The organism is Pseudomonas sp. ADAK13 (assembly GCF_012935715.1).
GTDB lineage: Bacteria > Pseudomonadota > Gammaproteobacteria > Pseudomonadales > Pseudomonadaceae > Aquipseudomonas.
The window spans coordinates 1,271,131-1,295,185 of sequence record NZ_CP052860.1 but is presented as its reverse complement, the minus strand read 5'-3'; the positions used below and the strand labels follow the sequence as shown (position 1 = coordinate 1,295,185).

Below are 24,055 nucleotides of genomic sequence, written 5' to 3'. Positions count from 1 at the left end.
GCCACTTTTTTAAGCCAGGTGACGGTGCTTAACTGAAATTCAGGCCTCAATGAACGTGGCCTTTTTTCAGGAGGCCCGTCATGAACCTGCACCCGTTCGCCGAAACCCACGACGTCACCAACCAGCCACCGTCCCTGGACGGCACCAACCTGTACCGTATCGATTTGCCCCTGCAAGACTGGTCCCGGCGTTTTGGCGCCGGCTGGGCCGAGCAGCGCATCGATACCTATGGTGCGCTGGCGGGCGGGCCTCTGATGGAGGCCGGTTTTTTGGCCAACCAGAACAAGCCGGTGTTCAACAGCCACGACCGGTTTGGTCATCGCATCGACCTGGTGGAGTTTCATCCGGCGTACCACGAACTGATGCGCACCGCCGTCGAACATGGCCTGCCGTCGTTGCCGTGGGCTCATCCGCAAACCGGCGCCCACGTGGCCCGCGCCGCGATGACCTACCTGCACAGCCAGGCCGAAGCCGGCACCGGCTGCCCGCTGACCATGACCTTCGCCTGCGTCCCGGCCCTGCGCTTGCAGCCGGACCTGGCTGATACCTGGCTGCCGAAAATCCTCGCCACCGAATATGACCCACGCAACGTCGGCATTGCCCACAAGGCCGGCGCGACCATCGGCATGGCCATGACCGAGAAACAGGGCGGCACCGACGTGCGCGCCAATACCACCCGCGCTTACCCGGTGGGCGCCGGCGGCCCGGGCCAGGCGTATGAACTGGTGGGGCACAAGTGGTTCTGCTCGGCGCCGATGTGCGACGCCTTTCTCACCCTGGCGCAGACTGACAAGGGCCTGACCTGTTTCCTGCTGCCCCGGCACCGCCCGGACGACACCCGCAACGAGTTCTACATCCAGCGCCTGAAAAACAAACTCGGCAATTGCTCCAACGCCTCCAGCGAAGTGGAGTTTCGCGGTGCGCTGGCCTGGATGATCGGCGAAGAAGGGCGCGGCGTACCGACCATTATCGAGATGGTGGCCATGACCCGTTTCGATTGCATGGTCGGCTCCAGTGCCCTGATGCGCCAGGCGCTGACCCAGGCCAGCCATCATTGCGCCCATCGCCTGGTGGGTGGCCGGGTGCTCAGCGAGCAACCGCTGATGCAAAACGTGCTGGCCGACCTGGCGCTGGAAAGCGAGGCGTCCCTGGCCTTGAGCATGCGCATGGGCCGCGCGCTGGACCATCTGGATAACGAGCAAGAGGCCAAATTCGCCCGGTTGGTAACGGCGGTGGGCAAATATTGGATCTGCAAACGTGCCCCGGCGATGATCAACGAAGCTGCCGAGTGCATGGGCGGCGCCGGGTATGTGGAGGACAGCATTTTGCCGCGTCTGTACCGTGAGGCGCCGGTCAACTCGACGTGGGAAGGTTCCGGCAACGTGCAGTGCCTGGATGTGCTGCGGGCGCTGTCGAAAGAGCCGGGCGTGTTGGAGGCATTGTTTGTCGAGTTGGGGGATGGCCATGGTCACCAGCACCTGGCACGGCACATCGAACAGCTGAAGTCGGCGTTCATGGACACCCAGGACATCCAGTACCGTGCCCGGCAACTTACCGAAGACATTGCGGTGGCGTTGCAGGCCAAGCTGTTGCTGGAGGCAGGCAATGCCAGTGTGAGTGATGGCTTTATCGCCAGCCGGCTGGGTGAGTCGTCGGGCCGGGTGTATGGCACCTTGCCGCGTGGTGTGGATGTGGAGGCCATTGTCGCCCGGTCGACACCCCAAGGTTTCTGAAGGAGGTTCCCGTCTGCCAGGGATACAGGCAAGATGAAGGCCTGCAAGTCAGAACACAGGATGCTTACCGTGACCGAAGCTTTTGTTGTCGTTCAAACCGCCGAAGAAGCCGTGGATCGGCTGGCGGCTCTCCATGAGCGTGCTACCGGCGCGCTCAATCAAGCCCTCAAGCGCTACCTCAAAGACCGCGTCGAACCCGATGCCGAACAACGTGCGCTGTTTCGCTACCCGGAACTTCGCCTGACCTACCTGGTGCAGGGCGAAGTCCCTCAGACCACCCGGGCATATGCCAAGGTCCAGTTGCCGGGGACCTACAGCGTCACCGTCACCCATCCGTCAGCCTTCCGCAAATACCTGCTGGAGCAACTAGTGCCGTTGATGCACGACTTCACCGTGACGGTAGAGGTGGGCGTCAGCCAGCAGAACATTCCCTACCCGTACGTGGTGGAGCAGGGCGACGAACTTGCCGGCTCCGGCGTGACCGCCGCCACGCTGGCGCGGGTGTTCCCGAGTACCGACCTGTCCGCTGCCACCGATGGCATTGCCGATGGTCTCTACGATTGGGAAAACACCGACCCACTGCCATTGGCGTTGTTCGACGCCGCCCGCGTCGACTTCTCCCTGCGCCGCCTGGTGCACTACACCGGCAGCGACTGGCGCCATGTGCAGCCGTGGATTTTGCTGACCAACTACCACCGCTACGTTGACCAGTTCATCGTGCACGGCCTGGAACAGCTGCGCAGTGACCCGCGCTTTATCCGCATGGTGCTGCCGGGCAACGTGATCATCGACAAGAGCATGGACCACGGCGAAGCGTCTGCCATTGCTGCGGGCGTGGTCTGGCACCGTTACCAGATGCCTGCCTACCACTTGCAAGCCAGCGATGGCCACGGTGTGACCCTGGTGAACATTGGCGTCGGCCCGTCCAACGCCAAGAACATCACCGATCACCTGGCGGTGTTGCGCCCGCATTGCTGGTTGATGATTGGCCACTGCGGCGGCCTGCGCCAGTCCCAGACCATCGGCGACTACGTGCTGGCTCACGCCTACATGCGCCGCGACGGGATTCTCGACCGGGTAGTGCCGCCGAACATCCCGATCCCGGCCCTGGCCGAAGTGCAGATGGCCTTGCAGCAAGCGGCCGCCAACGTGACCGGCGAGAAGGGCGAAGAGCTGAAAAAACGCCTGCGCACCGGCACCGTGCTGACCTACGACGACCGCAACTGGGAGCTGCGCTGGGCCCAGGAACGGCCGCTGATCAACCTGTCCCGCGCCGTGGCCGTGGACATGGAAAGCGGCACCATCGCCGCCCAGGGCTACCGCCTGCGGGTGCCGTACGGCACGTTGCTGTGTGTGTCGGATAAACCGCTGCACAGTGAGATCAAGCTGCCGGGTTCGGCCAACGCGTTCTATGAGCGTGCGGTCAGCCAGCACTTGAAGATCGGCATCGAGGCGGTGGACCTGTTGCGCACTGAACTCAACTCGCTGCACTCGCGCAAACTGCGCAGCTTCGACGAGCCGCCGTTCCGCTAAACGGTTGGGATGGTTATTTAACGGTCAGGCCACTAGCATTGTCGGTCCTGACCGTTAGATGTTCCTTTGCCATGTCCCGTCCTGCCCGCCCCGTTTCTCGCCGCCCCGGTGTGAAAAGTCCGCAAACTTCGTCAGCCCCGCGTCGTGTCGCCAAGGCGCCACCGGCCGAGCCCAAGTTGATCCTGTTCAATAAACCCTTCGATGTGCTGACCCAGTTCAGCGACGAAGGCGGGCGGGCGACCCTCAAGGACTTCATCGACATCCCCGGCATCTACCCGGCCGGGCGCCTGGACCGTGACAGCGAAGGCCTGTTGCTGCTGACCAACGACGGCCAGTTGCAGGCGCGCATCGCCGACCCCAAGCACAAGCTGGCGAAAACCTACTGGGTGCAGGTGGAAGGCGAGCCGACCGAGGAGCAGTTGCAACGCCTGCGCGACGGCGTGGAACTCAACGACGGCATGACCCTGCCCGCCGAAGCGCGGCAACTGGACGAGCCGCAACTGTGGCCGCGCAACCCGCCGGTGCGGTTTCGCAAAAGCGTGCCGACCCATTGGCTGGAATTGGTGATTCGTGAGGGGCGTAACCGCCAGGTACGACGCATGACGGCGGCGGTGGGCTTGCCGACGTTGCGGCTGGTGCGGGTGCGGATAGGTGACTGGTCGATCGACGGCCTGGATCAAGGCCAATGGAAGGAAGTGCCGGCGCGCTTATAAGGCGCCGGACTCGATCAGGCCGATCACCACGCTCTTGATGATGAACGCGGCAACGCCCAGGCCCAGCACGAAGAACAGGATCATCGAGCCAAAGCGCCCGGCCTTGGATTTCTTCGCCAGGTCCCAGACGATAAAGCCCATGAAAATGATCAGGATGCTGACCAGGCCGGTCATCATCCATTCTTCAAACACGGCGGGATCAATCGAGTTCATCGGGTCGTTTCCGGCGGGGTAGGGCCAGAAGTATACGCCAGCATCGTAGGCTCAACATTGACCTGCGTCGGTCTGTGGGAGCTGGCTTGCCTGCGATTGCATCACCTCGGTGTCTCGGAAAGACCGAGTCGTTTGCATCGCAGGCAAGCCAGCTCCCACATTTGTTCCGCGCTGGTCTTAAGTGCGCAGGTGGGTCAGCGGCAATTCGGTACTGTTGAGCACCTGGTTCAGCACAAAGCTTGAGCGCACGCTGGTGACGCCTTCGATGCGGGTCAGGTGGCCCAGCAGCAGTTTCTGATAGTGATCCATGTCCGGCACCACCACCTTCAGTTGGTAGTCGGCGTCCATCCCGGTCACCAGGCTGCACTCCAGCACTTGCGGCAAGGTGCGGATGGCCGCCTCGAAATTCTCGAAACGCTCCGGGGTGTGTCGGTCCATGCCGATCAGCACGTAGGCTGTCAGGCTCAGGCCGAGCATCTTGCGGTCGAGCAAGGCGACCTGGCGGGCGATGTAGCCGTCGTCCTCCAATTGCTTGACCCGGCGTGAGCACGGCGAAGGCGACAGGCCGATCCGCTCGGCCAACTCTTGGTTGGAGATCCTCGCGTCGCGCTGCAATTCCGCCAAAATACTCAGGTCGTATCGGTCAAGTTTGCTCATGGGGCTGGCCTTTGTCGTAACTATTGCGGCGAATTATCTATCCAGGGTTAAAAATTGCGCAAGCACTGTTTATTGACGCAATCTTCGCAATCATCTGCCTGAGGCCGAGGCGTAGAGTTATCAACAGAATCACTGCCCGGACATACAGTCCACTGCAGCCCGCCAATAAGGCCGGCTGCGGCCGCCAACCCCACAGGGTTGCCCCGGCCCCCGGGCTGCACACTGTCCACAAGACGGCGTGAGGTGAGCCAACGTCAAAAGCGTTGAGCCAGGACGAAGTTCTCAAGGGGCGACCGACGGGTCGCCCCTTTTTATTGCCTGCGAAAATACTTCTCGTGACTGATAACCTGTCGCAGAACCGGGCCCCGGTTTTCCAGTCTTACGTGTAGGCCCTAATCCGCAGTGAGGAATAGCATGAAGCGCATCTGGCGTTTGGCAGGTGTTGGTTTGCTGATGATGAGCGTTGGTGCGCAAGTGATGGCCGACGACCCGCCACGCCAGGAGGGCGGTGGTCAGCATGAAAGAGGCCCGGAAGGGCACCCGGGCAATAACCAGCCGCGGCCGCAGAACAACCAGCCTCGACCGCAAAACAATCAACCGCGTCCTGAAGCTCCCCGCCCCGAGAACAATCAGCCGCGTCCGCAGAATCAGCATTTCGAAAATAATCAGCCTCGACCGCAGAACCAGAATTTCGAGCGCCCGAACGGTGGCGGCCAGTGGCAAGGTCGTCCGCAGGGCAATCAACAGCAACCCCCGCACCAGGCGCCCCAGCCCGCCAATAACCTGCCGATCCAGGGTCGCCCGGATACCGTGCGCCAGACCCAGGAACCGCGCCCCGGCAATTACCAGGACATTCCGCGTCGCAACGACGGCAACCCGCATTGGCAAGCCGGTAATGGCGGCCAGGGTGGCCCGGGCCGGCCCGGCTTCAATGGTGGTAACGGCGGTGGCAACAACTACCATCCCAACGATCACCGCTGGCCAGGCCGCCCCGACGGGCACGGCAATGGCTGGGGCCCAGGTCCGCAATACCGCCCGGGTTACATCGTGGACCGCTTCCCCGACCGCAATTACCGCGTGCCGTATCGCGGCCAGGACTACTTCTTTTCGGGTGGCTACTGGTACCGCCCGCAAGGCCCGCGCTACGTCGTCGTGACGCCGCCGTACGGGATTCGCGTGCAATACCTGCCCGACTACGCGCGGGAAGTGTGGGTGGGCAGCGCGCTGTTCTTCCTCGCCGCCGGTGCCTATTACACCTACGAAGAAAGCAGCCAGCAGTACGTAGTGGTGCAGCCGCCACCGGCCGCGCCAGCGCCGCAACCCGTGCCCCAGGGCAATGGTTATGACGTGGTGGCTTACCCGGCCAACGGCCAGTCACCGGCGCAAGTCCAGCAGGACGGTTATGACTGCTATCGCTGGGCCGTGCAACAAAGTGGTTTTGACCCAAGGACCGTCACCTACGCTCCAGACCCGGCGGTGGTGCAAACCTACCGCCAGGCCCAGGGCAACTGCCTGACCAGTCGCGGGTATCAGGTGCAGTACTAGGCCTTCGCGCCCTTGACCACTTCCTGCGGGTCGGCGTGCACCAGCACTTCGGCCCGCGGGTAGGCGTTGTGAATGGCATCGGCGGCCTGGTCGCTGATGCCATGGGCCACAGACAGACTCAATTCCCCCGGCAATTCCAGGTGCAACTGCACAAACCAGTGGCTGCCGGAAATCCGTGTGCGCAAGTCATGGGCGCCCAGTACGCCGGGCACGCTGCACGCCAGTTCCAGCATGTGCTGGCTGACGTCCGGCGGCAGTTCCTCGTCCATCAACACCGAAAAACTTTCCCGGGCGATCTGGATCGCGCTCCACAAAATGTAGGCCGCGATGCCCAGGCCGAACCAGGCGTCCACCTGATGGAAACCAAACGCCGCCAGCACCAGTGCCACCAGGATGCTGCCGTTGAGCATCATGTCGGAGCGGTAGTGCAGCGAGTCGGCACGAATGGCGTTGGAGCCGGTTTCGCGGATCACCCGGTGTTGCAGGACCAACAGCGCCGCTGTCAGCGCCAGGGACAGAATGATCACGCCGATACTCAGCCACGGTGCGCCCACCGGCTCCGGATGCTGCAAGCGCTGGAACGCCTGGAAGGCGATCAGCACCGCACTGCCGGCGATAAACAGCGCCTGGGCCATGCCCGACAGGGACTCCGCCTTGCCGTGGCCATAACGGTGGTCGTCATCGGCTGGGCGTAGCGCGTAATGCACGGCCAGCAAGTTGAGCAGCGAGGTGACGCCGTCGAGCAGCGAGTCGGTCAACCCGGCGAGCATGCTCACCGAGCCGCTGAGCCACCAGGCGATGGCCTTGGTCACAATCAGCACACAGGCCACGCCGACGGAAGCGCGGGTGGCCAGGCGCAACAGCCGGGCGTGTTCTGGACTGCTGGTCATGGGGCGGGTCAGTCCTTAAGCGGCGGGTTGCAGGCCCAGGGTGGCGAGTTGTTGCACGCTGCCCTTGAACTGGATCATGCGCGGGTCGTCCAGCGGCAGGTTACGGCCGGTTTCTTTCTGGATGATGGTTTGCAGCTTGGCGTTATCGACCTTGCCGTCGGCGCCGATGGCTTGCTGGAGTTTTTCCGGGGCCACCTGGGCGGTCTTGCCAGGCTCGAAGTAAATCGCGCCGGTGGCGAAGTCGACACCGAAGGCGATCAGGCCCGGGATCACGTAGAACAGCAGGCCGACCGCATCGAGCACGGCAATCGCCGGGTCGATCTTGCCGTCGATCTGGCCACGGCGGTCGGGGTAGAAAATCGAGCCGCAAGCCGTCAACTGGCTCAGCAGGGTGACGGCCAGAACACCGCCGATGACACGGGAAGCAACACGCATGGAACTCTCCTTGAACATAATGAAAGTGACTATAAGCCAGTCTACAAGGCGACGATGATCAAAGGTGGGAGCAGGCAAGCCAGCTCCCACCTTTGACCGCATTCCAGTAAGGACGGGGTCGTGTCGTTGAGACCACCACCGACACCCGGCAGTTCGCCGTTATACTCGCCGCTCTGCTTTGGAGCCAGTATGAATTCGTTGCCAATCGATGATGTTTTACCTGCCCTGCGTGACGCCCTGGCGACGCGCCATGAAGCCGTGCTCGAAGCTCCGCCCGGCGCCGGTAAAACCACACGGGTGCCGTTGGCGCTGTTGAATGAACCCTGGCTGGCCGGGCAAACCATCCTGATGCTTGAGCCCCGGCGCCTGGCCGCACGCGCCGCCGCCGAGCGCCTGGCCAGCGAACTGGGTGAAAAGGTCGGCGAAACCGTCGGCTACCGCATCCGGCTGGACAGTAAAGTCGGCCCCAACACCCGGATCGAAGTGGTCACCGAAGGCATCCTCACCCGCCGTTTGCAGGATGACCCGGCGCTGGACGGCGTAGGTTTGCTGATCTTCGATGAATTCCACGAGCGCAGCCTGGACGCCGACCTCGCGCTGGCCCTGAGCCTGAATGGCCGGGACCTGTTTCGCGACGAGCAGCCGCTGAAAATCCTGCTGATGTCGGCCACCCTGGAAGGCGAGCGTCTGGCCGGGTTGCTGGACGATGCGCCGATCCTGCGCAGCGAAGGGCGCATGTACCCGGTGCAGATGCGCTGGGGCCGGCCATTCCAGCCTGGCGAATTTATCGAGCCACGGTTGGTGCAGACCCTCCTGGAAGCCCTGCACGACGAGACCGGCAGCGTGCTGGTTTTCCTGCCGGGGCAGGCCGAGATTCGTCGGGTTCATCAGCAATTGGCTGACGCACTGGGCGATAACCCCGAGGTGCTGCTGTGCCCGCTGCACGGCGAACTGGACCTGGCCGCCCAACGCGCCGCTATCGACCCGGCGCCCGCCGGCAAGCGCAAAGTAGTGCTGGCCACCAACATTGCCGAGACCAGCCTGACCATCAACGGCGTGCGCGTGGTGATCGATGCCGGGCTGGCGCGGGTCCCGCGATTCGACCCGGGCAGCGGCATGACCCGCCTCGACACCCAGCGCATCTCCCGCGCCAGCGCCACCCAGCGTGCCGGCCGGGCAGGGCGACTGGAGCCGGGCGTGTGTTACCGGTTGTGGTCCGAGGACCAGCATGAAGGGCTGGCGGCGTATTCCAGTGCGGAAATTCTCTCGGCCGATCTTTCCGGCCTGGCCCTGCAACTGGGCCGCTGGGGCGTGGCGCCGACTCAGTTGGTGTGGCTCGACGTGCCGCCCACTGCAGCTTATGCACAGGCTCAGGATTTGCTCGAACGATTGGGCGCGCTGAGCGACGCCAAGCTGACCGCCCACGGCCAGAAAATGGCCGGGTTGCCGGCGCATCCGCGCATCGCCCATCTGCTGTTGCGTGGGCAGGATTTGGGCTTGGCGCACATGGCGTGTGACGTGGCAGCGCTGTTGGGTGAGCGCGATATCTTGCGCGGCGCCGGTGCGGACTTGCACAGCCGGCTGGCGTTGTTGTCCGGAGAAGAAAAGGCCCGTGGCACCCAAGGTGGCGTGCAGCGCGCCCGGCAACTGGCCCGGCAATACCGTGGTTATTTAAGAGGCAAGGCCGAGCAGCCTGTGTCTGATCCCGATCACCCGCGCTGGCTGGGCGCCTTGCTGGCGCTGGCCTACCCGGACCGCGTCGCCCAGCAACGGCGTGCCGGCGGGGCTGAATACCGCCTGGCCAACGGCCGTGCTGCGCTGTTCGCCGAGGCCGACAGCCTGATGAAACAACCCTGGCTGGTGATCGCCGACTTGGGCAGCCGCCATGGCCAGCGCGAAGAACGGATTTACCTCGCGGCAGATTTTGACCCGGTGCTGTTTGACTCGGTGCTGGCCGAGCAGGTGCGCAATGTCGACCAACTCGACTGGGACGAACGCGAAGGCGTGCTGCGCGCCGAACGCCAGCGCAAGGTCGGCGAGCTGGTGCTCAGCCGCGAGCCGCTGACCGGCCTGGACGAGTCTGCCCGCAGCCAGGCGCTGGTCAACCTGGTGCGACGCAAAGGCCTGGAACTGCTGCCCTGGACCCCGGAGCTGCGCCAATGGCAGGCGCGGGTGATGCTGCTGCGTCATCTGGACACCGGCAAGGCCAGCGAATGGCCGGATGTCAGCGACAGCGCCTTGCTCGCCAGCCTGGAACATTGGTTGATGCCGTACCTGGGCAAGGTGTCGCGCCTGAGCCATTTTTCCAATCTGGATATTTCCAGCTTCCTGCATAACCTGCTGCCGTGGCCGTTGCCTGCGCGGTTGGACGAGTTGGCGCCGCACCATCTGAAGGTGCCGTCGGGCTCGTCGGTGCGTCTGGACTACAGCGAGCAGCCGCCGATTCTGGCGGTGCGTCTGCAGGAATTGTTCGGGCTGGCAGACACGCCGCGGATTGCCGGCGGACGGCAGGTGGTCAAGCTGCACCTGTTGTCGCCGGCAAGGCGCCCGGTGCAAGTAACGCAGGATCTGGCCAATTTCTGGCGCAGTACGTACGCCGAGGTGAAGAAGGATTTGAAGGGGCGGTATCCGAAGCATTACTGGCCGGATGATCCGTTGATTGCTGAACCTACGGCTCGGATCAAACCAAGAAAGTAAGCGCGCGGAAGATCAACTGTGGGAGCTGGCTTGCCTGCGATGGCATCACCTCGGTCTGTTGGATAGACCGAGGTGCCTGCATCGCGGGCAAGCCCGGCTCCCACCCAAGCCAGCTCCCCTACTGTTTTGCCGCGTGGCTTACTGCGCGGCGGGCAACAGGAATCGCGCAATCACCGGCAAATGAGTGGAGATACGCACCGTATCGCTCTGCCGCACCTTGGCCTCGACCTTCTTGATCCGCGAGCTGTAGAACAGATAATCCAGCGTACGATCCGGGCCCTCTACAGTCGGGTCGTTCGGGAAATACGTCAGCCACTGGTTCCGATCAATCCCGCTGGATTCACTGTTACTCGGAATCATCGGGTACTTTTCCCACAGCAGATGCAGCTCGCTGTCCGGCGAGTATTGCCCGCGTTTGCCGGCGTCCAGGCGCAGGAATTGCCCCAGCGGCAACAGGTTGAAATCCCCACCCATCAGCCATGGCGTGCCACGGCTTTCGAATTTATCCACCAGCTTGACGGTTGCCTGCACCTGTTCCTGCACCGCGTTGTGCCCCGGGGCCGTGCCGTCCAGGCGGGTATTGAGTACGGCCAACTGGCCGCCATCGCTCAGCGGCAGGTAGGTCAGCAATAACGCGGGTTTGGGCTGGAATTGACGGCTGATCAGGTTGGCGTGGGCTACCGGAAGTTGCAGGCGCTCGGCGTGTTCGATCTGGTAGCGGCTCATGGTCACCAGCTTGCGGCCGACGCTGCCGAAGATGTGCAGGTCGGGCACGAAGTCGGCTTTCCAGTCGAAGGCTTGGGCGCTGCACGGGTAGAGATCGGCCAGGCGCTCCTGGAGCAGGGCCAGTTGGTCCTGGTAGCTGGAAGGCTTGGCGCCTTCGTCGACTTCCTGCAACAGCAGGATGTCGGGCTGTTCGTCGCGGATCACTCGCGCCACTTCGTCGAGGCTGGCGGCCATGTCTTCAACGGTGGGGCGGTCGTCCGGGCCGCTGCCGTCCGGGGTGTCGTACCAGAACACGTAGTTCTTGCCCGCCAGGTACTGCACGTTCCAGGTCATCACCTTGAGCGCCTGGCCCGGCAACAGGGTGGGTGCGCGGGGCGCGACGCAGCGGATGGGCAGGGTTTCCTTGTCGGCAGGGCGCCAGGTCAGGCTGTAGATCAAGCCGGTCAGCAGGGCCGCGAGAATCAGCAGGCCCAGCAAGGTAATGCGCAGTAGTCGGGTCATCGGCTCGGCTTATGGCGTTGCAGGACAAGGCCCGGAGCATATCACCGCGCGTCGGCGTCGCCACCAATCAACATGAACAGGCGGAACAACACCACGCTGGTGAACAGCTGCAGGAAGCTTTGTGCGCTGTCGATCAGCAGGCCCAGCAGCGGGTTCGGGTCCGGGTAAACCGCGACGCTGGCGCCCTTGAGCAACCACAGCGGGGTCATCACGCACAGCAGGCACACCAGGATGCGCCAGAAATGCCCACGGGTCAGGCGCAGGCTTTCCTTCATGGCCGACAGCGCCGACATGCCCCGCAGCACCAGCAGGTATTCAGCGAAGGCCAGCACCACCATCAGCCACAGGCCCGGCAGAAAATACAGCGACAAGCCCAGCAGGATCAGCAGCGTGCTGACAGCCGTCAGCAAGGCAAAACGCGGCCACAGGGTCAGGGCCATGGCCAGTACATCCAGGGTACGTGGCGATTCGCCCCGGGTGCGGGCGTCGAGGAACAGGATCAGTGCGCCCGTGTACAGCGGATACACCAGCAAACCGATGACCACGCTGTAGCCGGGAAACGCATCCGGGCCGAGGGTGTGGTCGAGCACCTGTTGCAGCAGGGCTTCGAAGATCACCAACGGCAGGCACAACTGCACGATGGCGCCCAGGTTGCGCTTGAAAAAGAAGAAGGAGTCGCGCAGTACGTCTAACGGATTCATCAGGGTCTTCACAGGCCGAAAAGCAAGGGCGTTACTTTAACCGATCATGACCAGATGCAAGCAAACGTAAACCTTGCGTAAAGACCATTGAAACAATCAGTAACAGCCCCATAACTGGGTTGTACCTTGCACATAGTGGGCAAGGCGAAGATTTCTACCGGCAATCTAACGAGGTCGCCATGAACAGCGAAGAGCAAACCCTGATCGATGGACTGTTTTCACGGTTGCAGCAAGCCGAAACGGACTCAGCCCCCCGCGACGCCCAGGCCGAAGCGCGGATCAAGGAACACGTCACTCGCCAACCGGCCGCTGCGTACTACATGACCCAGTCGATTCTGGTGCAAGAGCATGCGATCAAGAGCCTTGATGCGCAGAACAAGCAGCAGGCCGAGCAGATCCGGCAATTGCAGGACCAACTGCAACAGGCCAAATCCCAGGCGGCGCAGCCTGCCCCGAGCAGTGGCGGTTTCCTGTCGAGCATCTTTGGCGGTGGCTCCCGCGACCCGCAGCCGGCCCAGAGCGCCCCTGCGTCTTCCGGCGGTGGCTGGCGTGAACCGGCGCGTCCGTCGTTTGGCGGGCAACCTGCACCGCAGCAGAACTACGGCGCGCCCCAGCAGAATTACCAACAGCCGCAACAGGCACCCGCAGCGCCGATTGGCAGCGGCTTCCTCGGCGGCGCACTGAAAACCGCAGCCGGCGTGGCCGGTGGTGTGATGCTGGCAGAAGGCATCAGCAGCCTGTTCAGCCACAACTCGCAACAACCTCAAGTGGTTGAAGAGATCATCCGCGAAGAGCCGGCGCCTGCCAGCGACAACAGCAACTGGGGCAACGACGACCAGAAATTTGCCGGCAACGACAGTTGGGGCAGCGACAACTCATCCGACAGCTTCGCCGACAACGACTATTCCGACGACTCCTCCTCCTTTGGCGACGACGATTCCTTCGTCTGACCCACACTCAACCGGGGCGCTTCGTCGCCCTGGGCTGATTTTTCTCGGAAACTTCCGTGTGGCTGGCATACTGGCAACCTTTCCGGGCCTTTGAGTCCGGGGTCCATGCGCGTGTCATGAGGATTTGCGGTGAAAAAGATAGCCGTGTTCGCCGATGTACAAAACCTCTACTACACCGTGCGCCAGGCGTACGGCTGTCACTTCAACTACGCCGCCCTGTGGGCTGACATCAGCCAGCGCGGGCAGATTGTCGAGGCGTACGCCTATGCCATCGACCGTGGCGACAGCAAGCAGCAGCAATTCCAGCAGATCCTGCGCAACCTCGGGTTTACCGTGAAGCTCAAGCCCTACATCCAGCGCAGCGACGGCTCGGCCAAGGGCGACTGGGACGTGGGCATCACCATCGACATCATGGACGCCGCCGCCCATGTCGACGAAGTGGTGCTGGCCTCCGGCGACGGTGATTTCGACATGCTGCTGGACCGCATCATCAGCAAGCACGGCGTCGAAGCCGTGGCCTACGGCGTGCCGGGGCTGACGGCCAACTCATTGATACGCGCCGCCAGCCGCTACGTGCCGATCGAAGGCGCGTTGCTGCTTAAATAGATTTTTGACGGAGTTGGAACAGGTTTGGAACGTATAGCGGTCATCGACTTTGAAACCACCGGCATCCAGCCGAGCAGCAGCTGCCGGGCCACGGAAATCGCCGTGGTCATCCTGGAGCAGGGCCAGATCGTGGACCGCTACCAGAGCCTGATGAATGCGGGCGTGCGCGTGCCGGGGTTTATCGAGCAACTGACCGGCATCAGCAACGCCATGTTGCGTACCGCGCCGTCGGCGGAGCGGGTGATGAACGAGGTGAACGAGTTTGTCGGCACCACGCCGCTGCTGGCGCACAACGCCGCGTTTGACCAGAAGTTCTGGGATTTCGAGCTGGGGTTGATCCGCCGTACGCGTTTGCAGAAGTTTGCCTGTTCGCTGTTACTCGCGCGGCGCTTGATGCCGGCGGCGCCGAATCACAAGCTGGGCACCCTGACCTCGTTTGCCCAACTGCCCCACACCGGCAAGGCTCACCGGGCGATGGCGGATGCGGAGATGGCGGCCAACCTCACCGCACACTTGGCCGAGGAACTGCGCCGCACCCACGGGTTGCGGGAGTTGTCACACGAATTGCTGTGCAGCTTGCAGAAGGTTCCGGCGGCGAAGATCAATGATCATCTGAAGAAGCATCGCGGGTTCTGATTCCTGCACCGTTCCCTGTGGCTGGGTACTTTCTTGGAGAGGGGGGCTCTCTGTGGTGAGGGGGCTTGTCCCCCGTTGGGCTGCGAAGCAGCCCCTCCCAAAAACTCCACTATCTAACTGAAAGACTTCGGTGAGCCTGCTGGGGCTGCTGCGCAGCCCAACGGGGGACAAGCCCCCTCGCCACAGAAAGCACGTTTACCGAGGCTGTAAACAGTCCAGCGACCGATCCACCACCACCTTCGCCATCTCCACCAAATGCATCACCGCCCGCTGCTGCCCGTTCATGGGCTCGCCGGATATCTGTGCGGTTGCCACGGCGCAATGCAGCAAATCGGCCGCCCGTGCCAGGGCGTCTTCGAAGCTCATGTTGTCGTTCAGCACGAAGGGGGCGCCGTCCGGGGCGGAGGCTTTGAGGTAGTAATCGATGGCGCGGCGGGTGAGGGTGTTGTCGCTGAGGATTTCTTCGTGGGAACTGGTTGTTTTGATCATGGTGGAACTCCTGAAATGGAAGCTGTCACCCCTTGCAATCGGACTTGCACATCCGGTCACCGAATGGTCGATGACCGGGCGAGACTAGCGATGTGATCCAGTGTGGGCAAGGCTTGAAAGCGCGCTAGGAAAGGTCCTGCAAATGAAAGGGATCAGTCTTGCTGGCCCTTAAAAAGTAGGTGTATGAGGAAGGAAATGGAAAGTAACCTCACGCGAATTGAGGTCAGCGAAAAAGTCATTCAACTTTTTGTTGATATCGTCGGCTTCATAGATCGAAGTCAGGTGACAGAGCAGACAGACTTTATTCATGACTTTGAGATCATTGATGATGATCTGACTTGCTTCGTCATGCAGATCAAGTGGCAATTCGATTTGCGCGCTACCCAAGAAGACTGGAACGGAATTACTACCATCAAGCAAATCGTAGACTTGATTGTGCGGCAGCGGTGAAGCTACTGACGCCATCGCAGGCAAGCCAGCTCCCACAGTTGAGCGCGTTGCCTGGGCTGGATGCGATCAACTGTGGGAGCCGGGCTTGCCCGCGATGGCGATAGATCACCCACCATTCTTCCCATTCCCTTCCAACTGCCCCAGCGGCACCCGGCGCTCTATCGCACTCGACAAGATGATCGAGGTCTTGCTGAACCCGAACTTCGCCACCCGATTGATCAAACTCTCCAGCTCCGGCATCGAGCCCACCGCCGCCTGCATGATCACGCACGGGTCCCCGGTCACCCGATGGCATTCAGTCAACTCGGGAATTTCCGCCAGCGCGTCGTACACCTTCTGGCTCCCATGATTGGTCAACCTCAGCTCAATCACGCACTGGATCGGCAACCCCACCTTGGACAGGTCGACCTTGGCCTGATACCCGGTAATCACACCACTGGCTTCCAGCTTCGCCACCCGTTCGGCCACGGCGGGCGCCGAGAGGTTTACCGTGCGCGCCAATTGCGCGTAGGACGCGCGGCCGTCTTCCAGCAGGGCGCTGAGAAGCATGCGGTCGTATTTGTCCATGATAAGGCTCCGGGAATGCGTGGCTTTCGAAAGCACGGTTTATAGCCTTGATAACCGTGTTTTGAAAAGTGTACTGGCGCTTTAAACAGGTTTTGTAACTTATGTTTACAGTCGGGGATTTCTAAAATAACGCTCCCTTGTCCTGCCGCAGAGCTGCCCAATGCCTGGCCCACGTCGCTTTCCCTTACCGTTGATCGCCGCCTTTTTTGCGTTGTACGTGATCTGGGGGTCTACCTACCTGGTGATTCGCATTGGTGTGGAGTACTGGCCGCCGTTGTTGCTGGCGGGGATTCGCTTCATGACGGCAGGCGCGCTGATGTATGCCTTCCTGCGCTGGCGTGGGGCCCCGGCGCCGACCTGGGTTCAGTGGAAGGCCGCCGGCAAGATCGGCATTTTGCTGCTGACCTTCGGTAACGGCGCGGTCAGTGTGGCCGAGCACACGGGCGTGGCTTCCGGCGTGGCCGCGTTGGCGGTGGCGACCGTGCCGCTGTTCACCTTGCTCTGCGGTTATTTCTGGGGTGCGCGTAATACCCGTCTGGAATGGGCCGGGGTGGTGCTGGGGATTATCGGCATCGCCATGCTCAATATGGGTTCCAACCTGCAATCGAGCCCCACCGGTGCGGCCCTGCTGATTTTTGCGGCGGCGGCCTGGGCCTTCGGTTCGGTGTGGAGCAAGCATTTGCCGCTGCCTCAAGGCGCCATGGCCAGTGCGGCGGAGATGCTGATTGCGGGTGCCGTGCTGCTGGTGCTCAGCGCTGTCAGCGGCGAACACCTGCAAGCCATGCCGCCGCTGGAAGGCTGGCTGGCCCTGGCTTACTTGACCGTGTTCGGTTCGATCATCGCCTTCAACGCCTATATGTACCTGCTCAAGCACGTGCGCCCGGCGGCGGCCACCAGCTATGCCTACGTCAACCCGGCGGTGGCGGTGTTGCTCGGGATTGTGTTTGTCGGCGAGACCATCGGCATGGAAGAAGCCCTGGCAATGTTGGTGATCATCAGCGCGGTGCTGCTGATCAGCCTGCCACAGTGGCGAAAGCCGAAACCGGAAATAAGGTAAACTGCCGCGCATTGCGACCTTGCGCTGACTTTTTCCTACGGTATTTCCATGACTTTCGCCACACTTGGCCTGATCGAACCCTTGCTGCGCGCCCTTGAGACGCTTGGCTACCAGACCCCGACGCCGGTGCAGGCGCAAGCCATTCCGGCGGTGCTGGCCGGTCGCGACCTGATGGCTGCGGCCCAGACCGGCACCGGCAAAACCGCCGGTTTCGCCGTGCCGCTGCTGCAACTGCTGACCATGGAAGGGCCGAAAGTCAGCGCCAACTCGGTACGCGCGCTGATCCTGTGCCCGACCCGCGAACTCGCCGAACAGGTTCACGCCAGCGTCGCCGAGTACGCGCAAAACCTGCCGCTGACCACTTACGCCGTGTACGGCGGCGTGAGCATCAACCCACAGATGATGAAGCTGCGCAAAGGTGTCGATGTGCTGGTGGCCACGCCTGGCCGCCTGATCGACCTGTTCCGCCAGAACGCGCTGAAACTCAATCAGCTGCAAACCCTGGTGCTGGACGAAGCCGACCGCATGCTCGACCTGGGCTTCTCCGAAGAACTGGCGAACATCTACCGCATGTTGCCGAAAAAACGCCAGACCCTGCTGTTCTCCGCGACCTTCTCCGACGAGATCCGCCAGTTGGCCGGGCAGATGCTCAACGACCCGCTGACCGTCGAAGTCAGCCCGCGCAACGTTGCCGCCAACACCGTCAAGCAATGGGTGGTGCCGGTGGACAAGAAGCGCAAGGCCGAGCTGTTTGTGCACCTGATGCGCAAGGGTCGCTGGAAGCAGGTGCTGGTGTTCGCCAAGACCCGTAACGGTGTGGACGCGCTGGTGGAAAAACTCCAGGGCCTGGGCATCAATGCCGACGGGATTCACGGCGACAAGCCACAAGCCACGCGCCAGCGTGCGCTGGATCGCTTCAAGAGCAGCGACGTGCAGATCCTGGTGGCTACCGACGTGGCAGCCCGTGGCCTGGACATCGAAGACTTGCCGCTGGTGGTCAACTTTGACCTGCCGATCGTGGCCGAGGACTACATCCACCGCATCGGCCGTACCGGTCGTGCGGGCAACACCGGTGAGGCGATTTCCCTGGTGTGTGCCGATGAAGTGAACATGCTGTCGGCCATTGAGATGCTGACCCGTCAGACGTTGACCCGCAAGATGGAGCAGGACTTCGAGCCTGAGCATCGCGTGCCGGACACCGATGCCAGCGGCCAGGTGGTGAAGAAGCCGAAAAAGCCGAAGAAACCCAAGGCATCCGGTGGCGGCAAGCGCAACCTGGGCAAGTGGGTGGAAAGTGGTGAAGTGTCGGTGGCGGAGCCGTCGATCAAGCCAGTGCGCAAGGTGCCTGCGTTTAACACCGGGCCGCGCAAGAAAAAATAAGTGTCCGGGTCTATAAAATAGACGGTCGGCGAATGAGATGGGCGGGGCAATCCCGCTCATGTTTAACATATCGAATAGTGTGCAACTGATAGTTAGGGTATCTCATCCTGAATGATTACCTTGTTCTCGCTCGGACATACTTTGTCTGGTTGAAAGTTGTGTTCGACCGGAACTGAAGGCCGCCACGGGTCACTATGATTAAGTCAGTGGACTGACTTATGAATATCGACTTTAAGTGGAGAGCACATATGGCTGTTTTTTTGGTGCCGTTCGCGGCGGCGATAATAGGTGGGTTGGTCGTTACGGGTGTCGGTATTGGCGTCAACGAATCCAGGAAGAGCAAGGCGGAGGCCGACGCCAAAATAAAAGAAACCGCGAGTCGCTTACTGGACAAGGCGAACGAGCTGATAACGGCGGGTACTCTTTATCCAGCCTATCGGGCTGGCAAGGAGTATGTGGAGCATATGAAGAATAACTTCGAGTTATCGCCGGGAACCAAACAGGGCCTGGAAGAGACGCTTAATACAATCAAGGAGACGGCTGAGCAGCAATACCGCAACTTGAAGGAAGCGTACAAAAAAGATGCCGGCGAGGCCGGGTATGACGACAGTGGTGTTGCACTTTATTACGTCCAGGAGAAATACCTGGGTGATTTGGAAAAACTACTGGGGGCCGGGGCTCCACACCTCAAGGTGGTGGAAGATTCGTTTGGTGTTAATTACCAGGTTCATAAACAGGGTCTAAAGCAAAATTGACGGGTTGGGTGTGGAGACTCCAGAAGAACCGGAGGGACGTGCTTTGACGGGAAGTGACGAGTTTGAGGAGTTCGAGCTGGAGGCGCTGGAGACCGGTCATTCATCCGGTGAGCATTGCGCGCCAAGTGCCGTACAGCGGCTTCCGGTGGATGACCAGGTGCTCGACGCTTTGCAGGCGTTTCAGCAGCGTGTGCGAACGATGGTGATTGACCTGCAAGGGCGCCCGAAGGCCAATCAGCGGTATGTTCACGGTGGCCTGAGAAAACAACTGCTGTAACGCTCAGAGAGGGTGCATCCCTTGGCGAAGGGGCTGCCCCTCTGCAACTTTCAGCGCCGCCAAAATGCCTTGCCCCGCCACTCGCCCGCTGGCAAAACACCCGGTCAGCAAATACCCGCCGGTAGGCGCCTCCCAATCCAGCATTTCGCCTGCGCAAAATACGCCGGGTAGTTGCTTGAGCATCAGCCGCTCATCCAGTGCCTCAAACGGCACACCGCCCGCAGTACTGATGGCCTCGTCCATCGGCCGGGTTTTCACCAGCGTCAGTGGCAGCGCCTTGATATCGACTGCCAATTGCGCGGGATCATTGAAGTGCTCCGCCGGTGCCAATTCGCGCAACAGAGCGGCCTTCACCCCATCCAACCCCAACTGGCTGTGCAAATGTTTGCTCATCGAGCGTGACCCTCGCGGCTTGCTCAGCGCCGCAATCACCTTGTCCAGTGGCTTGCTCGGCAGCAGGTCGAGATGCACGGTGGCCGATCCATCGCGATTGATGGCCTCGCGAATCGGCGCCGACAGCGCATAGATCAGGCTGCCCTCGATACCTGTGGCGGTGACCACGCATTCGCCCAACCGGGGCTTGTCGTCTGCCAACCCGATGGCGACGTTTTTCAACGGTGCACCGGCGAATTTGCTGACCATCAGGTCGCTCCAGGCCGGCACCTCGAAGCCGCAATTGCTCGGTTGCAGCGGGGTGTACGGCACGCCCTTGTCTTCCAGCAACGTGAGCCAGGCACCGTCGGAGCCCAGTCGCGACCAACTGCCGCCACCCAAAGCCAACAGCACGGCGTCGCTGTGGACCGTTTTTTCGCCGTCCGGGCTGTGGATAAGTAAGCCGCCGTCGGCGGTCCAGCCCAGCCAGCGATGCCGGGTGTGGATAACCACGCCCTGGTCCCGCAGGCGCTTGAGCCAGGCGCGCAGCAGCGGGGCGGCTTTCATGTCGGTCGGAAACACCCGGCCGGAACTGCCGACAAAGGTTTCAATCCCCAGCCCGTGTATCCATTCGCACAACGCTTCGGCTCCGAACTCACGCAGCAACGGCGCCATAAACGGCGCCCGCTCGGCGTAGCGCGACAGGAACGCCGGGTAAGCCTCGGAATGGGTGATGTTCATGCCGCCAACGCCCGCCAGCAGGAATTTGCGGCCCACCGACGGCATGCCGTCGTACAGGTCGACGCGCACGCCGGCCCGGCTCAACACTTCGGCGGCCATCAGCCCGGCCGGGCCACCGCCGATGATGATGACGTGTTGAGGTGGGGTTTGAGTCTGGGACATGGGGATAACTGCGGTTCGGCAAAGTAGGCCGAGCATTCTACCCGAGGATGCTCATGCTGCCTGATCAAAAAACGTACAGTGTTCTGCAGGCCATGCGGCGTATGGCTTGCAGAGGTTTCCACTCAGGTTATCCACAGGCAGTTCCACAGCGATTGTGGGTAACGTGCATAACTCAATGACAGCCTGATGACGTCCAGACGCGCTGCGCACTGTGGTGCAGAATCCCGTGGCGACGGGCCAGGGCAGGGCGGTCCTTGCTGTAGCCGCCGCCGATCACCCCGACCACCGGAATATCGCGGCCCAGGCAGTGGCGCATCACGCTTTCATCGCGGGCGGCGACGCCTTCGTCTGTCAGCTTGAGGTAGCCGAGGGCGTCGTCCTTGTGCACATCCACGCCGGCGTCGTACAGCACCAGGTCGGGCTGATACAGCGGCAGCAGGTAGTTGAGGGCATCGTCGACGACCTTGAGGTAATCCTCGTCGCCCATGCCCATGGGCAGCGGGATGTCCCAGTCGCTTTCGGCCTTGCGCGCGGGGAAGTTCTTTTCGCAGTGCAGGGACACGGTGATCGCGTCCGGGGTGTCGTGCAGGATGCGCGCGGTGCCGTCGCCCTGGTGAACGTCGCAGTCGAAGATCAGCACCCGGTTGACCCGCCCGCTGGCCAGCAGGTAATGGCTGATCACCGCCAGGTCGTTGAAGATGCAGAACCCCGCCGGGTAATCGTAGTGGGCGTGATGGGTGCCGCCGGCCAGGTGACAGGCCAGGCCGTGTTCCAGCGCCTGTTCGGCGGCCAGCAACGAGCCGCCCACTGCGCGCACGGTGCGCCGGGCCAGCGCTTCGCTCCAGGGCAGGCCGAGGCGCCGCTGGTCTTCGCGGGACAACTCGCCGCTCATGTAGCGTTCGATATACCCAGGTTCATGGGCCAGGGCCAGAATCTCGGCGGGGCACAGTTCCGGGCGCAGCAGCTGGCTGTCCCGGGTCAGGCCGCTCTCCACCAGGTGGTCACGCAGCAGGCGGAATTTATCCATGGGGAAGCGGTGGTCCGCCGGGAACTCGGGGCTGTAGTCGTCGTGGTAGATCAATGGCAAAGGCATGGCGATTTCTGACGGGAACCAGCGAAGGATCTTAACAGCGCGTTACACTCACGCACATGGCAAGGGAGGGGGACCAATGGAGCCGATACTGGAATTGGAGAGCGCACGCCTGGTGCTGCGCCAATGGAGCGATGCCGACTTGCCGGAGTTTGCGCGCATGTGCGCCGACCCGCAGGTGATGCGGTATTTCCCGGCTACCTTGAGTCGCCTGGAAAGCGCCGCGCTGATCGGGCGCATTCGCGGCCATTTCGCCGAGTACGGGTTTGGCCTGTGGGCCTTGCAGCGCAAGGACAGCGGCGAATTCATCGGCCTCACCGGGTTGTTGAATGTGAGCTTCGACGCCCCGTTTACCCCGGCGGTGGAAATTGGCTGGCGCCTGGCCAGGGAGCATTGGGGCCTGGGCTATGCAAGTGAAGCCGCCTGGACGGCGCTGCGCTGCGGTTTCGACCGGCTGAAGCTGAACGAAATTGTCTCGTTTACCACTGAAGCCAATCTGCCATCACAAAAAGTCATGCAGGCCATCGGTATGCATTACGATCCCCTGGCAGATTTTGAGCACCCCAAGGTCGCAGCGGATGACCCGGTGCGGCATCATGTGTTGTATCGCATCACCCGCGCCCAATGGTTGGACACGCTGCACGGATAAGCAGCCCGGAATGCCCAATAGATTGTTGTAGGAGATGCTCTATGAGCCAAGTGTTGGAAGATCTGGTGGACCTGCTGACCCTGGAGCCGATCGAGGAAAACCTGTTTCGCGGCCGCAGCCAGGACCTGGGCTTTCGCCAACTGTTCGGCGGCCAGGTATTGGGCCAGTCGCTGTCGGCGGCCAGCCAGACCGTTGAGGAGACGCGGCATGTGCATTCGTTGCACGGTTACTTCCTGCGTCCCGGCGATGCGGCGTTGCCGGTCGTGTATTCGGTGGACCGGGTGCGCGATGGCGGCAGTTTCAGCACGCGCCGGGTGACGGCGATCCAGAAGGGCAATCCGATCTTCACCTGCAGCGCCTCGTTCCAGTACGACGAAGAAGGTTTCGAGCACCAGACCACCATGCCGGTGGTGGTCGGCCCGGAAAACCTGCCGTCGGAGCTGGAGCTGACCCAACAGCGCGCGCACCTGATCCCTGAGCACATGCGCGAAAAGCTGCTGTGTCCCAAGCCGATCGAAGTGCGCCCGGTCACCGAGAAAGACCCCTACAACCCGCAGCCGTCCGACCCGGTCAAGTACGTGTGGTTTCGCGCGGACGGCGCCCTGGCCGACTCGCCGGCACTGCACAAATACCTGCTGGCCTACGCCTCTGACTTCGGCTTGCTGACCACCTCGCTGCTGCCCCATGGCAAGACCGTGTGGCAGAAAGACATGCAAGTCGCCAGCCTCGACCACGCGCTGTGGTTCCACGCCGACCTGCGTGCCGATGACTGGTTGCTCTACGCCATGGACAGCCCGTGGGCCGGCAACTCCCGTGGGTTCTCCCGGGGCAGCGTGTACAACCGCGCCGGGCAATTGGTGGCGTCGGTCACGCAGGAAGGCTTGATTCGTCATCGCAAGGACTGGGCATGAGCCTGGCTGATGTGAAGCACTGGGTGTTCGACATGGACGGCACCCTGACGGTGGCCGTGCATGACTTTGCGGCGATTCGCGTGGCGCTGGGTATTCCGGCGACCGACGACATTCTGACCCACCTGGCGGCGTTGCCTGCCGATGAAGCCGCGGCCAAGCACGCGTGGTTGCTGGAGCACGAGCGTGAGTTGGCGCTGGGTTCGGTGGCGGCGACCGGTGCGGTGGAGTTGGTGCGGGAGTTGGCCGGGCGGGGTTATCGCCTGGGCATCCTGACGCGCAATGCGCGGGAGCTGGCCCATGTGACATTGCAGGCGATTGGTTTGGCCGACTGCTTTGCGGTCGAGGATGTGTTGGGGCGTGATGATGCGCCGCCAAAGCCTGATCCGGGTGGTTTGTTGAAGCTGGCGCAAGCGTGGGAAGTGGCGCCGCAAGCGATGGTGATGGTCGGTGATTACCGGTTTGACCTGGATTGCGGGCGGGCGGCGGGCACGAAGACTGTGCTGGTCAATCTGCCGGATAACCCGTGGCCGGAACTCGCGGATTGGCATGCCGAAGATTGCGCGGTACTGCGCCGGATGCTCTAACCCCAGGCAATGAAGATCAAATGTGGGAGCTGGCT

At 62.2% G+C, this 24,055-nt stretch carries 26 protein-coding genes; 16 read left to right on the top strand and 10 right to left on the bottom strand.

The window, feature by feature from the left end; genetic code table 11:
* Window positions 1-80: 80 nt before the first annotated feature.
* The 3 genes from HKK54_RS06150 to HKK54_RS06140 all read left to right on the top strand — a co-directional run bounded on the left by HKK54_RS06150 (window position 81) and on the right by HKK54_RS06140 (window position 3,979).
* The gene (locus HKK54_RS06150; RefSeq protein WP_169386371.1) at window positions 81-1,733 is read left to right on the top strand and encodes an acyl-CoA dehydrogenase family protein; all 1,653 of its coding nucleotides are present in this window, start codon (window positions 81-83) and stop codon (window positions 1,731-1,733) included.
* A gap of 33 nt (window positions 1,734-1,766) precedes the next feature.
* Window positions 1,767-3,266, top strand: coding sequence for an AMP nucleosidase (gene amn / locus HKK54_RS06145; RefSeq protein ID WP_177325013.1), 1,500 nt, complete (start codon window positions 1,767-1,769; stop codon window positions 3,264-3,266).
* 71 nt (window positions 3,267-3,337) lie between these two features.
* A complete protein-coding gene (locus HKK54_RS06140; protein ID WP_029616066.1) occupies window positions 3,338-3,979 on the top strand; it encodes a pseudouridine synthase in 642 nt (213 codons plus the stop codon).
* Here the strand turns inward: HKK54_RS06140 and HKK54_RS06135 are convergent.
* Window positions 3,974-4,183: a DUF2788 domain-containing protein gene (locus tag HKK54_RS06135; protein ID WP_026077819.1), complete on the bottom strand. Its 210-nt coding sequence runs from the start codon at window positions 4,181-4,183 to the stop codon at window positions 3,974-3,976. The two genes, HKK54_RS06140 and HKK54_RS06135, sit on opposite strands and share 6 nt — an antisense overlap.
* Before the next feature lie 186 nt (window positions 4,184-4,369).
* Entirely contained in the window at window positions 4,370-4,849 is a 480-nt protein-coding gene (locus HKK54_RS06130) for an Lrp/AsnC family transcriptional regulator (RefSeq protein ID WP_003194418.1), read from the bottom strand.
* A gap of 414 nt (window positions 4,850-5,263) precedes the next feature.
* Here HKK54_RS06130 and HKK54_RS06125 point away from each other — a divergent pair, with 414 nt between their 5' ends.
* The gene (locus HKK54_RS06125; RefSeq protein ID WP_169386369.1) at window positions 5,264-6,394 is read left to right on the top strand and encodes a DUF6515 family protein; all 1,131 of its coding nucleotides are present in this window, start codon (window positions 5,264-5,266) and stop codon (window positions 6,392-6,394) included.
* Here the strand turns inward: HKK54_RS06125 and HKK54_RS06120 are convergent.
* Window positions 6,391-7,284, bottom strand: a complete 894-nt coding sequence (locus HKK54_RS06120) for a cation diffusion facilitator family transporter (protein ID WP_010174809.1) — start codon at window positions 7,282-7,284, stop codon at window positions 6,391-6,393. The genes HKK54_RS06125 and HKK54_RS06120 overlap by 4 nt on opposite strands.
* A 15-nt stretch (window positions 7,285-7,299) precedes the next feature.
* Window positions 7,300-7,719, bottom strand: a complete 420-nt coding sequence (locus tag HKK54_RS06115; protein ID WP_003215492.1) for a hypothetical protein — start codon at window positions 7,717-7,719, stop codon at window positions 7,300-7,302.
* A gap of 189 nt (window positions 7,720-7,908) precedes the next feature.
* Between HKK54_RS06115 and hrpB the strand changes: the two genes are divergently transcribed.
* A complete protein-coding gene (gene hrpB / locus HKK54_RS06110; protein ID WP_169386368.1) occupies window positions 7,909-10,416 on the top strand; it encodes an ATP-dependent helicase HrpB in 2,508 nt (835 codons plus the stop codon).
* 138 nt (window positions 10,417-10,554) lie between these two features.
* On the opposite strand, the gene HKK54_RS06105 is transcribed toward hrpB, so the two are convergent.
* Window positions 10,555-11,643 (bottom strand): endonuclease/exonuclease/phosphatase family protein, encoded by a 1,089-nt coding sequence (locus HKK54_RS06105; RefSeq protein ID WP_169386367.1) that lies wholly within the window; start codon window positions 11,641-11,643, stop codon window positions 10,555-10,557.
* Window positions 11,644-11,684: 41 nt separating this feature from the next.
* The gene (locus HKK54_RS06100) at window positions 11,685-12,344 is read right to left on the bottom strand and encodes a YciC family protein (RefSeq protein WP_010174814.1); all 660 of its coding nucleotides are present in this window, start codon (window positions 12,342-12,344) and stop codon (window positions 11,685-11,687) included.
* 179 nt (window positions 12,345-12,523) lie between these two features.
* Between HKK54_RS06100 and HKK54_RS06095 the strand changes: the two genes are divergently transcribed.
* The 3 genes from HKK54_RS06095 (at window position 12,524) to HKK54_RS06085 (ending at window position 14,536) form a co-directional block, all read left to right on the top strand.
* Window positions 12,524-13,294, top strand: coding sequence for a DUF2076 domain-containing protein (locus HKK54_RS06095; RefSeq protein ID WP_010174816.1), 771 nt, complete (start codon window positions 12,524-12,526; stop codon window positions 13,292-13,294).
* Window positions 13,295-13,423: 129 nt separating this feature from the next.
* Complete coding sequence (locus tag HKK54_RS06090; protein WP_003215502.1) at window positions 13,424-13,900, top strand: NYN domain-containing protein; 477 nt, start codon at window positions 13,424-13,426, stop codon at window positions 13,898-13,900.
* Window positions 13,901-13,924: 24 nt separating this feature from the next.
* Window positions 13,925-14,536, top strand: a complete 612-nt coding sequence (locus HKK54_RS06085; RefSeq protein WP_003215504.1) for a 3'-5' exonuclease — start codon at window positions 13,925-13,927, stop codon at window positions 14,534-14,536.
* A gap of 195 nt (window positions 14,537-14,731) precedes the next feature.
* On the opposite strand, the gene HKK54_RS06080 is transcribed toward HKK54_RS06085, so the two are convergent.
* Entirely contained in the window at window positions 14,732-15,025 is a 294-nt protein-coding gene (locus tag HKK54_RS06080; protein ID WP_169386366.1) for a DUF6124 family protein, read from the bottom strand.
* Window positions 15,026-15,220: 195 nt separating this feature from the next.
* On the opposite strand from HKK54_RS06080, the gene HKK54_RS06075 reads away from it, so the two are divergent.
* Window positions 15,221-15,475 carry an acyl carrier protein gene (locus tag HKK54_RS06075; RefSeq protein ID WP_029616067.1) on the top strand — a complete coding sequence of 85 codons (255 nt, stop codon included), beginning with the start codon at window positions 15,221-15,223 and terminating at the stop codon, window positions 15,473-15,475.
* 105 nt (window positions 15,476-15,580) lie between these two features.
* On the opposite strand, the gene HKK54_RS06070 is transcribed toward HKK54_RS06075, so the two are convergent.
* On the bottom strand, window positions 15,581-16,042 hold the full coding sequence (locus tag HKK54_RS06070; RefSeq protein ID WP_010174823.1) for an Lrp/AsnC family transcriptional regulator: 462 nt from the start codon (window positions 16,040-16,042) through the stop codon (window positions 15,581-15,583).
* A gap of 160 nt (window positions 16,043-16,202) precedes the next feature.
* On the opposite strand from HKK54_RS06070, the gene yedA reads away from it, so the two are divergent.
* The 4 genes from yedA (at window position 16,203) to HKK54_RS06050 (ending at window position 19,511) form a co-directional block, all read left to right on the top strand.
* Window positions 16,203-17,099 carry a drug/metabolite exporter YedA gene (gene yedA / locus HKK54_RS06065; protein ID WP_010174826.1) on the top strand — a complete coding sequence of 299 codons (897 nt, stop codon included), beginning with the start codon at window positions 16,203-16,205 and terminating at the stop codon, window positions 17,097-17,099.
* Between the two features lie 48 nt (window positions 17,100-17,147).
* Window positions 17,148-18,479, top strand: coding sequence for a DEAD/DEAH box helicase (locus HKK54_RS06060; RefSeq protein WP_010174828.1), 1,332 nt, complete (start codon window positions 17,148-17,150; stop codon window positions 18,477-18,479).
* A gap of 218 nt (window positions 18,480-18,697) precedes the next feature.
* The gene (locus HKK54_RS06055) at window positions 18,698-19,234 is read left to right on the top strand and encodes a hypothetical protein (protein WP_141629537.1); all 537 of its coding nucleotides are present in this window, start codon (window positions 18,698-18,700) and stop codon (window positions 19,232-19,234) included.
* Between the two features lie 10 nt (window positions 19,235-19,244).
* Complete coding sequence (locus HKK54_RS06050) at window positions 19,245-19,511, top strand: hypothetical protein (RefSeq protein ID WP_169386365.1); 267 nt, start codon at window positions 19,245-19,247, stop codon at window positions 19,509-19,511.
* Window positions 19,512-19,514: 3 nt separating this feature from the next.
* Here the strand turns inward: HKK54_RS06050 and HKK54_RS06045 are convergent, their stop codons facing one another.
* Window positions 19,515-20,786: a TIGR03862 family flavoprotein gene (locus tag HKK54_RS06045; protein ID WP_010174834.1), complete on the bottom strand. Its 1,272-nt coding sequence runs from the start codon at window positions 20,784-20,786 to the stop codon at window positions 19,515-19,517.
* A 172-nt stretch (window positions 20,787-20,958) separates the two neighbouring features.
* Entirely contained in the window at window positions 20,959-21,879 is a 921-nt protein-coding gene (locus HKK54_RS06040; protein WP_010174836.1) for a histone deacetylase family protein, read from the bottom strand.
* Between the two features lie 76 nt (window positions 21,880-21,955).
* Here HKK54_RS06040 and HKK54_RS06035 point away from each other — a divergent pair, with 76 nt between their 5' ends.
* The 3 genes from HKK54_RS06035 to HKK54_RS06025 are packed head-to-tail and all read left to right on the top strand — an operon-like array spanning window position 21,956 to window position 24,020.
* Complete coding sequence (locus tag HKK54_RS06035) at window positions 21,956-22,525, top strand: GNAT family N-acetyltransferase (protein WP_169386364.1); 570 nt, start codon at window positions 21,956-21,958, stop codon at window positions 22,523-22,525.
* Window positions 22,526-22,566: 41 nt separating this feature from the next.
* Window positions 22,567-23,436 (top strand): acyl-CoA thioesterase II, encoded by an 870-nt coding sequence (gene tesB / locus HKK54_RS06030; protein WP_010174840.1) that lies wholly within the window; start codon window positions 22,567-22,569, stop codon window positions 23,434-23,436.
* Window positions 23,433-24,020 (top strand): HAD family hydrolase, encoded by a 588-nt coding sequence (locus tag HKK54_RS06025; protein ID WP_010174842.1) that lies wholly within the window; start codon window positions 23,433-23,435, stop codon window positions 24,018-24,020. The genes tesB and HKK54_RS06025 overlap by 4 nt, the downstream gene beginning before the upstream one ends.
* Window positions 24,021-24,055 lie beyond the last annotated feature (35 nt).

What these genes read in the sequence shown, in the direction of transcription:
- HKK54_RS06040 (WP_010174836.1), bottom strand. Translation starts at nt 21,879, where the DNA reads ATGCCTTTGCCATTGATCTACCACGACGACTACAGCCCCGAGTTCCCG.
- HKK54_RS06070 (WP_010174823.1), bottom strand. Translation starts at nt 16,042, where the DNA reads ATGGACAAATACGACCGCATGCTTCTCAGCGCCCTGCTGGAAGACGGC.
- HKK54_RS06075 (WP_029616067.1), top strand. Translation starts at nt 15,221, where the DNA reads ATGGAAAGTAACCTCACGCGAATTGAGGTCAGCGAAAAAGTCATTCAA.
- HKK54_RS06060 (WP_010174828.1), top strand. Translation starts at nt 17,148, where the DNA reads ATGACTTTCGCCACACTTGGCCTGATCGAACCCTTGCTGCGCGCCCTT.
- HKK54_RS06130 (WP_003194418.1), bottom strand. Translation starts at nt 4,849, where the DNA reads ATGAGCAAACTTGACCGATACGACCTGAGTATTTTGGCGGAATTGCAG.
- HKK54_RS06105 (WP_169386367.1), bottom strand. Translation starts at nt 11,643, where the DNA reads ATGACCCGACTACTGCGCATTACCTTGCTGGGCCTGCTGATTCTCGCG.
- HKK54_RS06120 (WP_010174809.1), bottom strand. Translation starts at nt 7,284, where the DNA reads ATGACCAGCAGTCCAGAACACGCCCGGCTGTTGCGCCTGGCCACCCGC.
- HKK54_RS06115 (WP_003215492.1), bottom strand. Translation starts at nt 7,719, where the DNA reads ATGCGTGTTGCTTCCCGTGTCATCGGCGGTGTTCTGGCCGTCACCCTG.
- HKK54_RS06035 (WP_169386364.1), top strand. Translation starts at nt 21,956, where the DNA reads ATGGAGCCGATACTGGAATTGGAGAGCGCACGCCTGGTGCTGCGCCAA.
- hrpB (WP_169386368.1), top strand. Translation starts at nt 7,909, where the DNA reads ATGAATTCGTTGCCAATCGATGATGTTTTACCTGCCCTGCGTGACGCC.
- HKK54_RS06150 (WP_169386371.1), top strand. Translation starts at nt 81, where the DNA reads ATGAACCTGCACCCGTTCGCCGAAACCCACGACGTCACCAACCAGCCA.
- HKK54_RS06125 (WP_169386369.1), top strand. Translation starts at nt 5,264, where the DNA reads ATGAAGCGCATCTGGCGTTTGGCAGGTGTTGGTTTGCTGATGATGAGC.
- HKK54_RS06100 (WP_010174814.1), bottom strand. Translation starts at nt 12,344, where the DNA reads ATGAATCCGTTAGACGTACTGCGCGACTCCTTCTTCTTTTTCAAGCGC.
- HKK54_RS06080 (WP_169386366.1), bottom strand. Translation starts at nt 15,025, where the DNA reads ATGATCAAAACAACCAGTTCCCACGAAGAAATCCTCAGCGACAACACC.
- HKK54_RS06055 (WP_141629537.1), top strand. Translation starts at nt 18,698, where the DNA reads ATGAATATCGACTTTAAGTGGAGAGCACATATGGCTGTTTTTTTGGTG.
- HKK54_RS06140 (WP_029616066.1), top strand. Translation starts at nt 3,338, where the DNA reads ATGTCCCGTCCTGCCCGCCCCGTTTCTCGCCGCCCCGGTGTGAAAAGT.
- tesB (WP_010174840.1), top strand. Translation starts at nt 22,567, where the DNA reads ATGAGCCAAGTGTTGGAAGATCTGGTGGACCTGCTGACCCTGGAGCCG.
- HKK54_RS06025 (WP_010174842.1), top strand. Translation starts at nt 23,433, where the DNA reads ATGAGCCTGGCTGATGTGAAGCACTGGGTGTTCGACATGGACGGCACC.
- yedA (WP_010174826.1), top strand. Translation starts at nt 16,203, where the DNA reads ATGCCTGGCCCACGTCGCTTTCCCTTACCGTTGATCGCCGCCTTTTTT.
- HKK54_RS06095 (WP_010174816.1), top strand. Translation starts at nt 12,524, where the DNA reads ATGAACAGCGAAGAGCAAACCCTGATCGATGGACTGTTTTCACGGTTG.
- HKK54_RS06045 (WP_010174834.1), bottom strand. Translation starts at nt 20,786, where the DNA reads ATGTCCCAGACTCAAACCCCACCTCAACACGTCATCATCATCGGCGGT.
- amn (WP_177325013.1), top strand. Translation starts at nt 1,767, where the DNA reads ATGAAGGCCTGCAAGTCAGAACACAGGATGCTTACCGTGACCGAAGCT.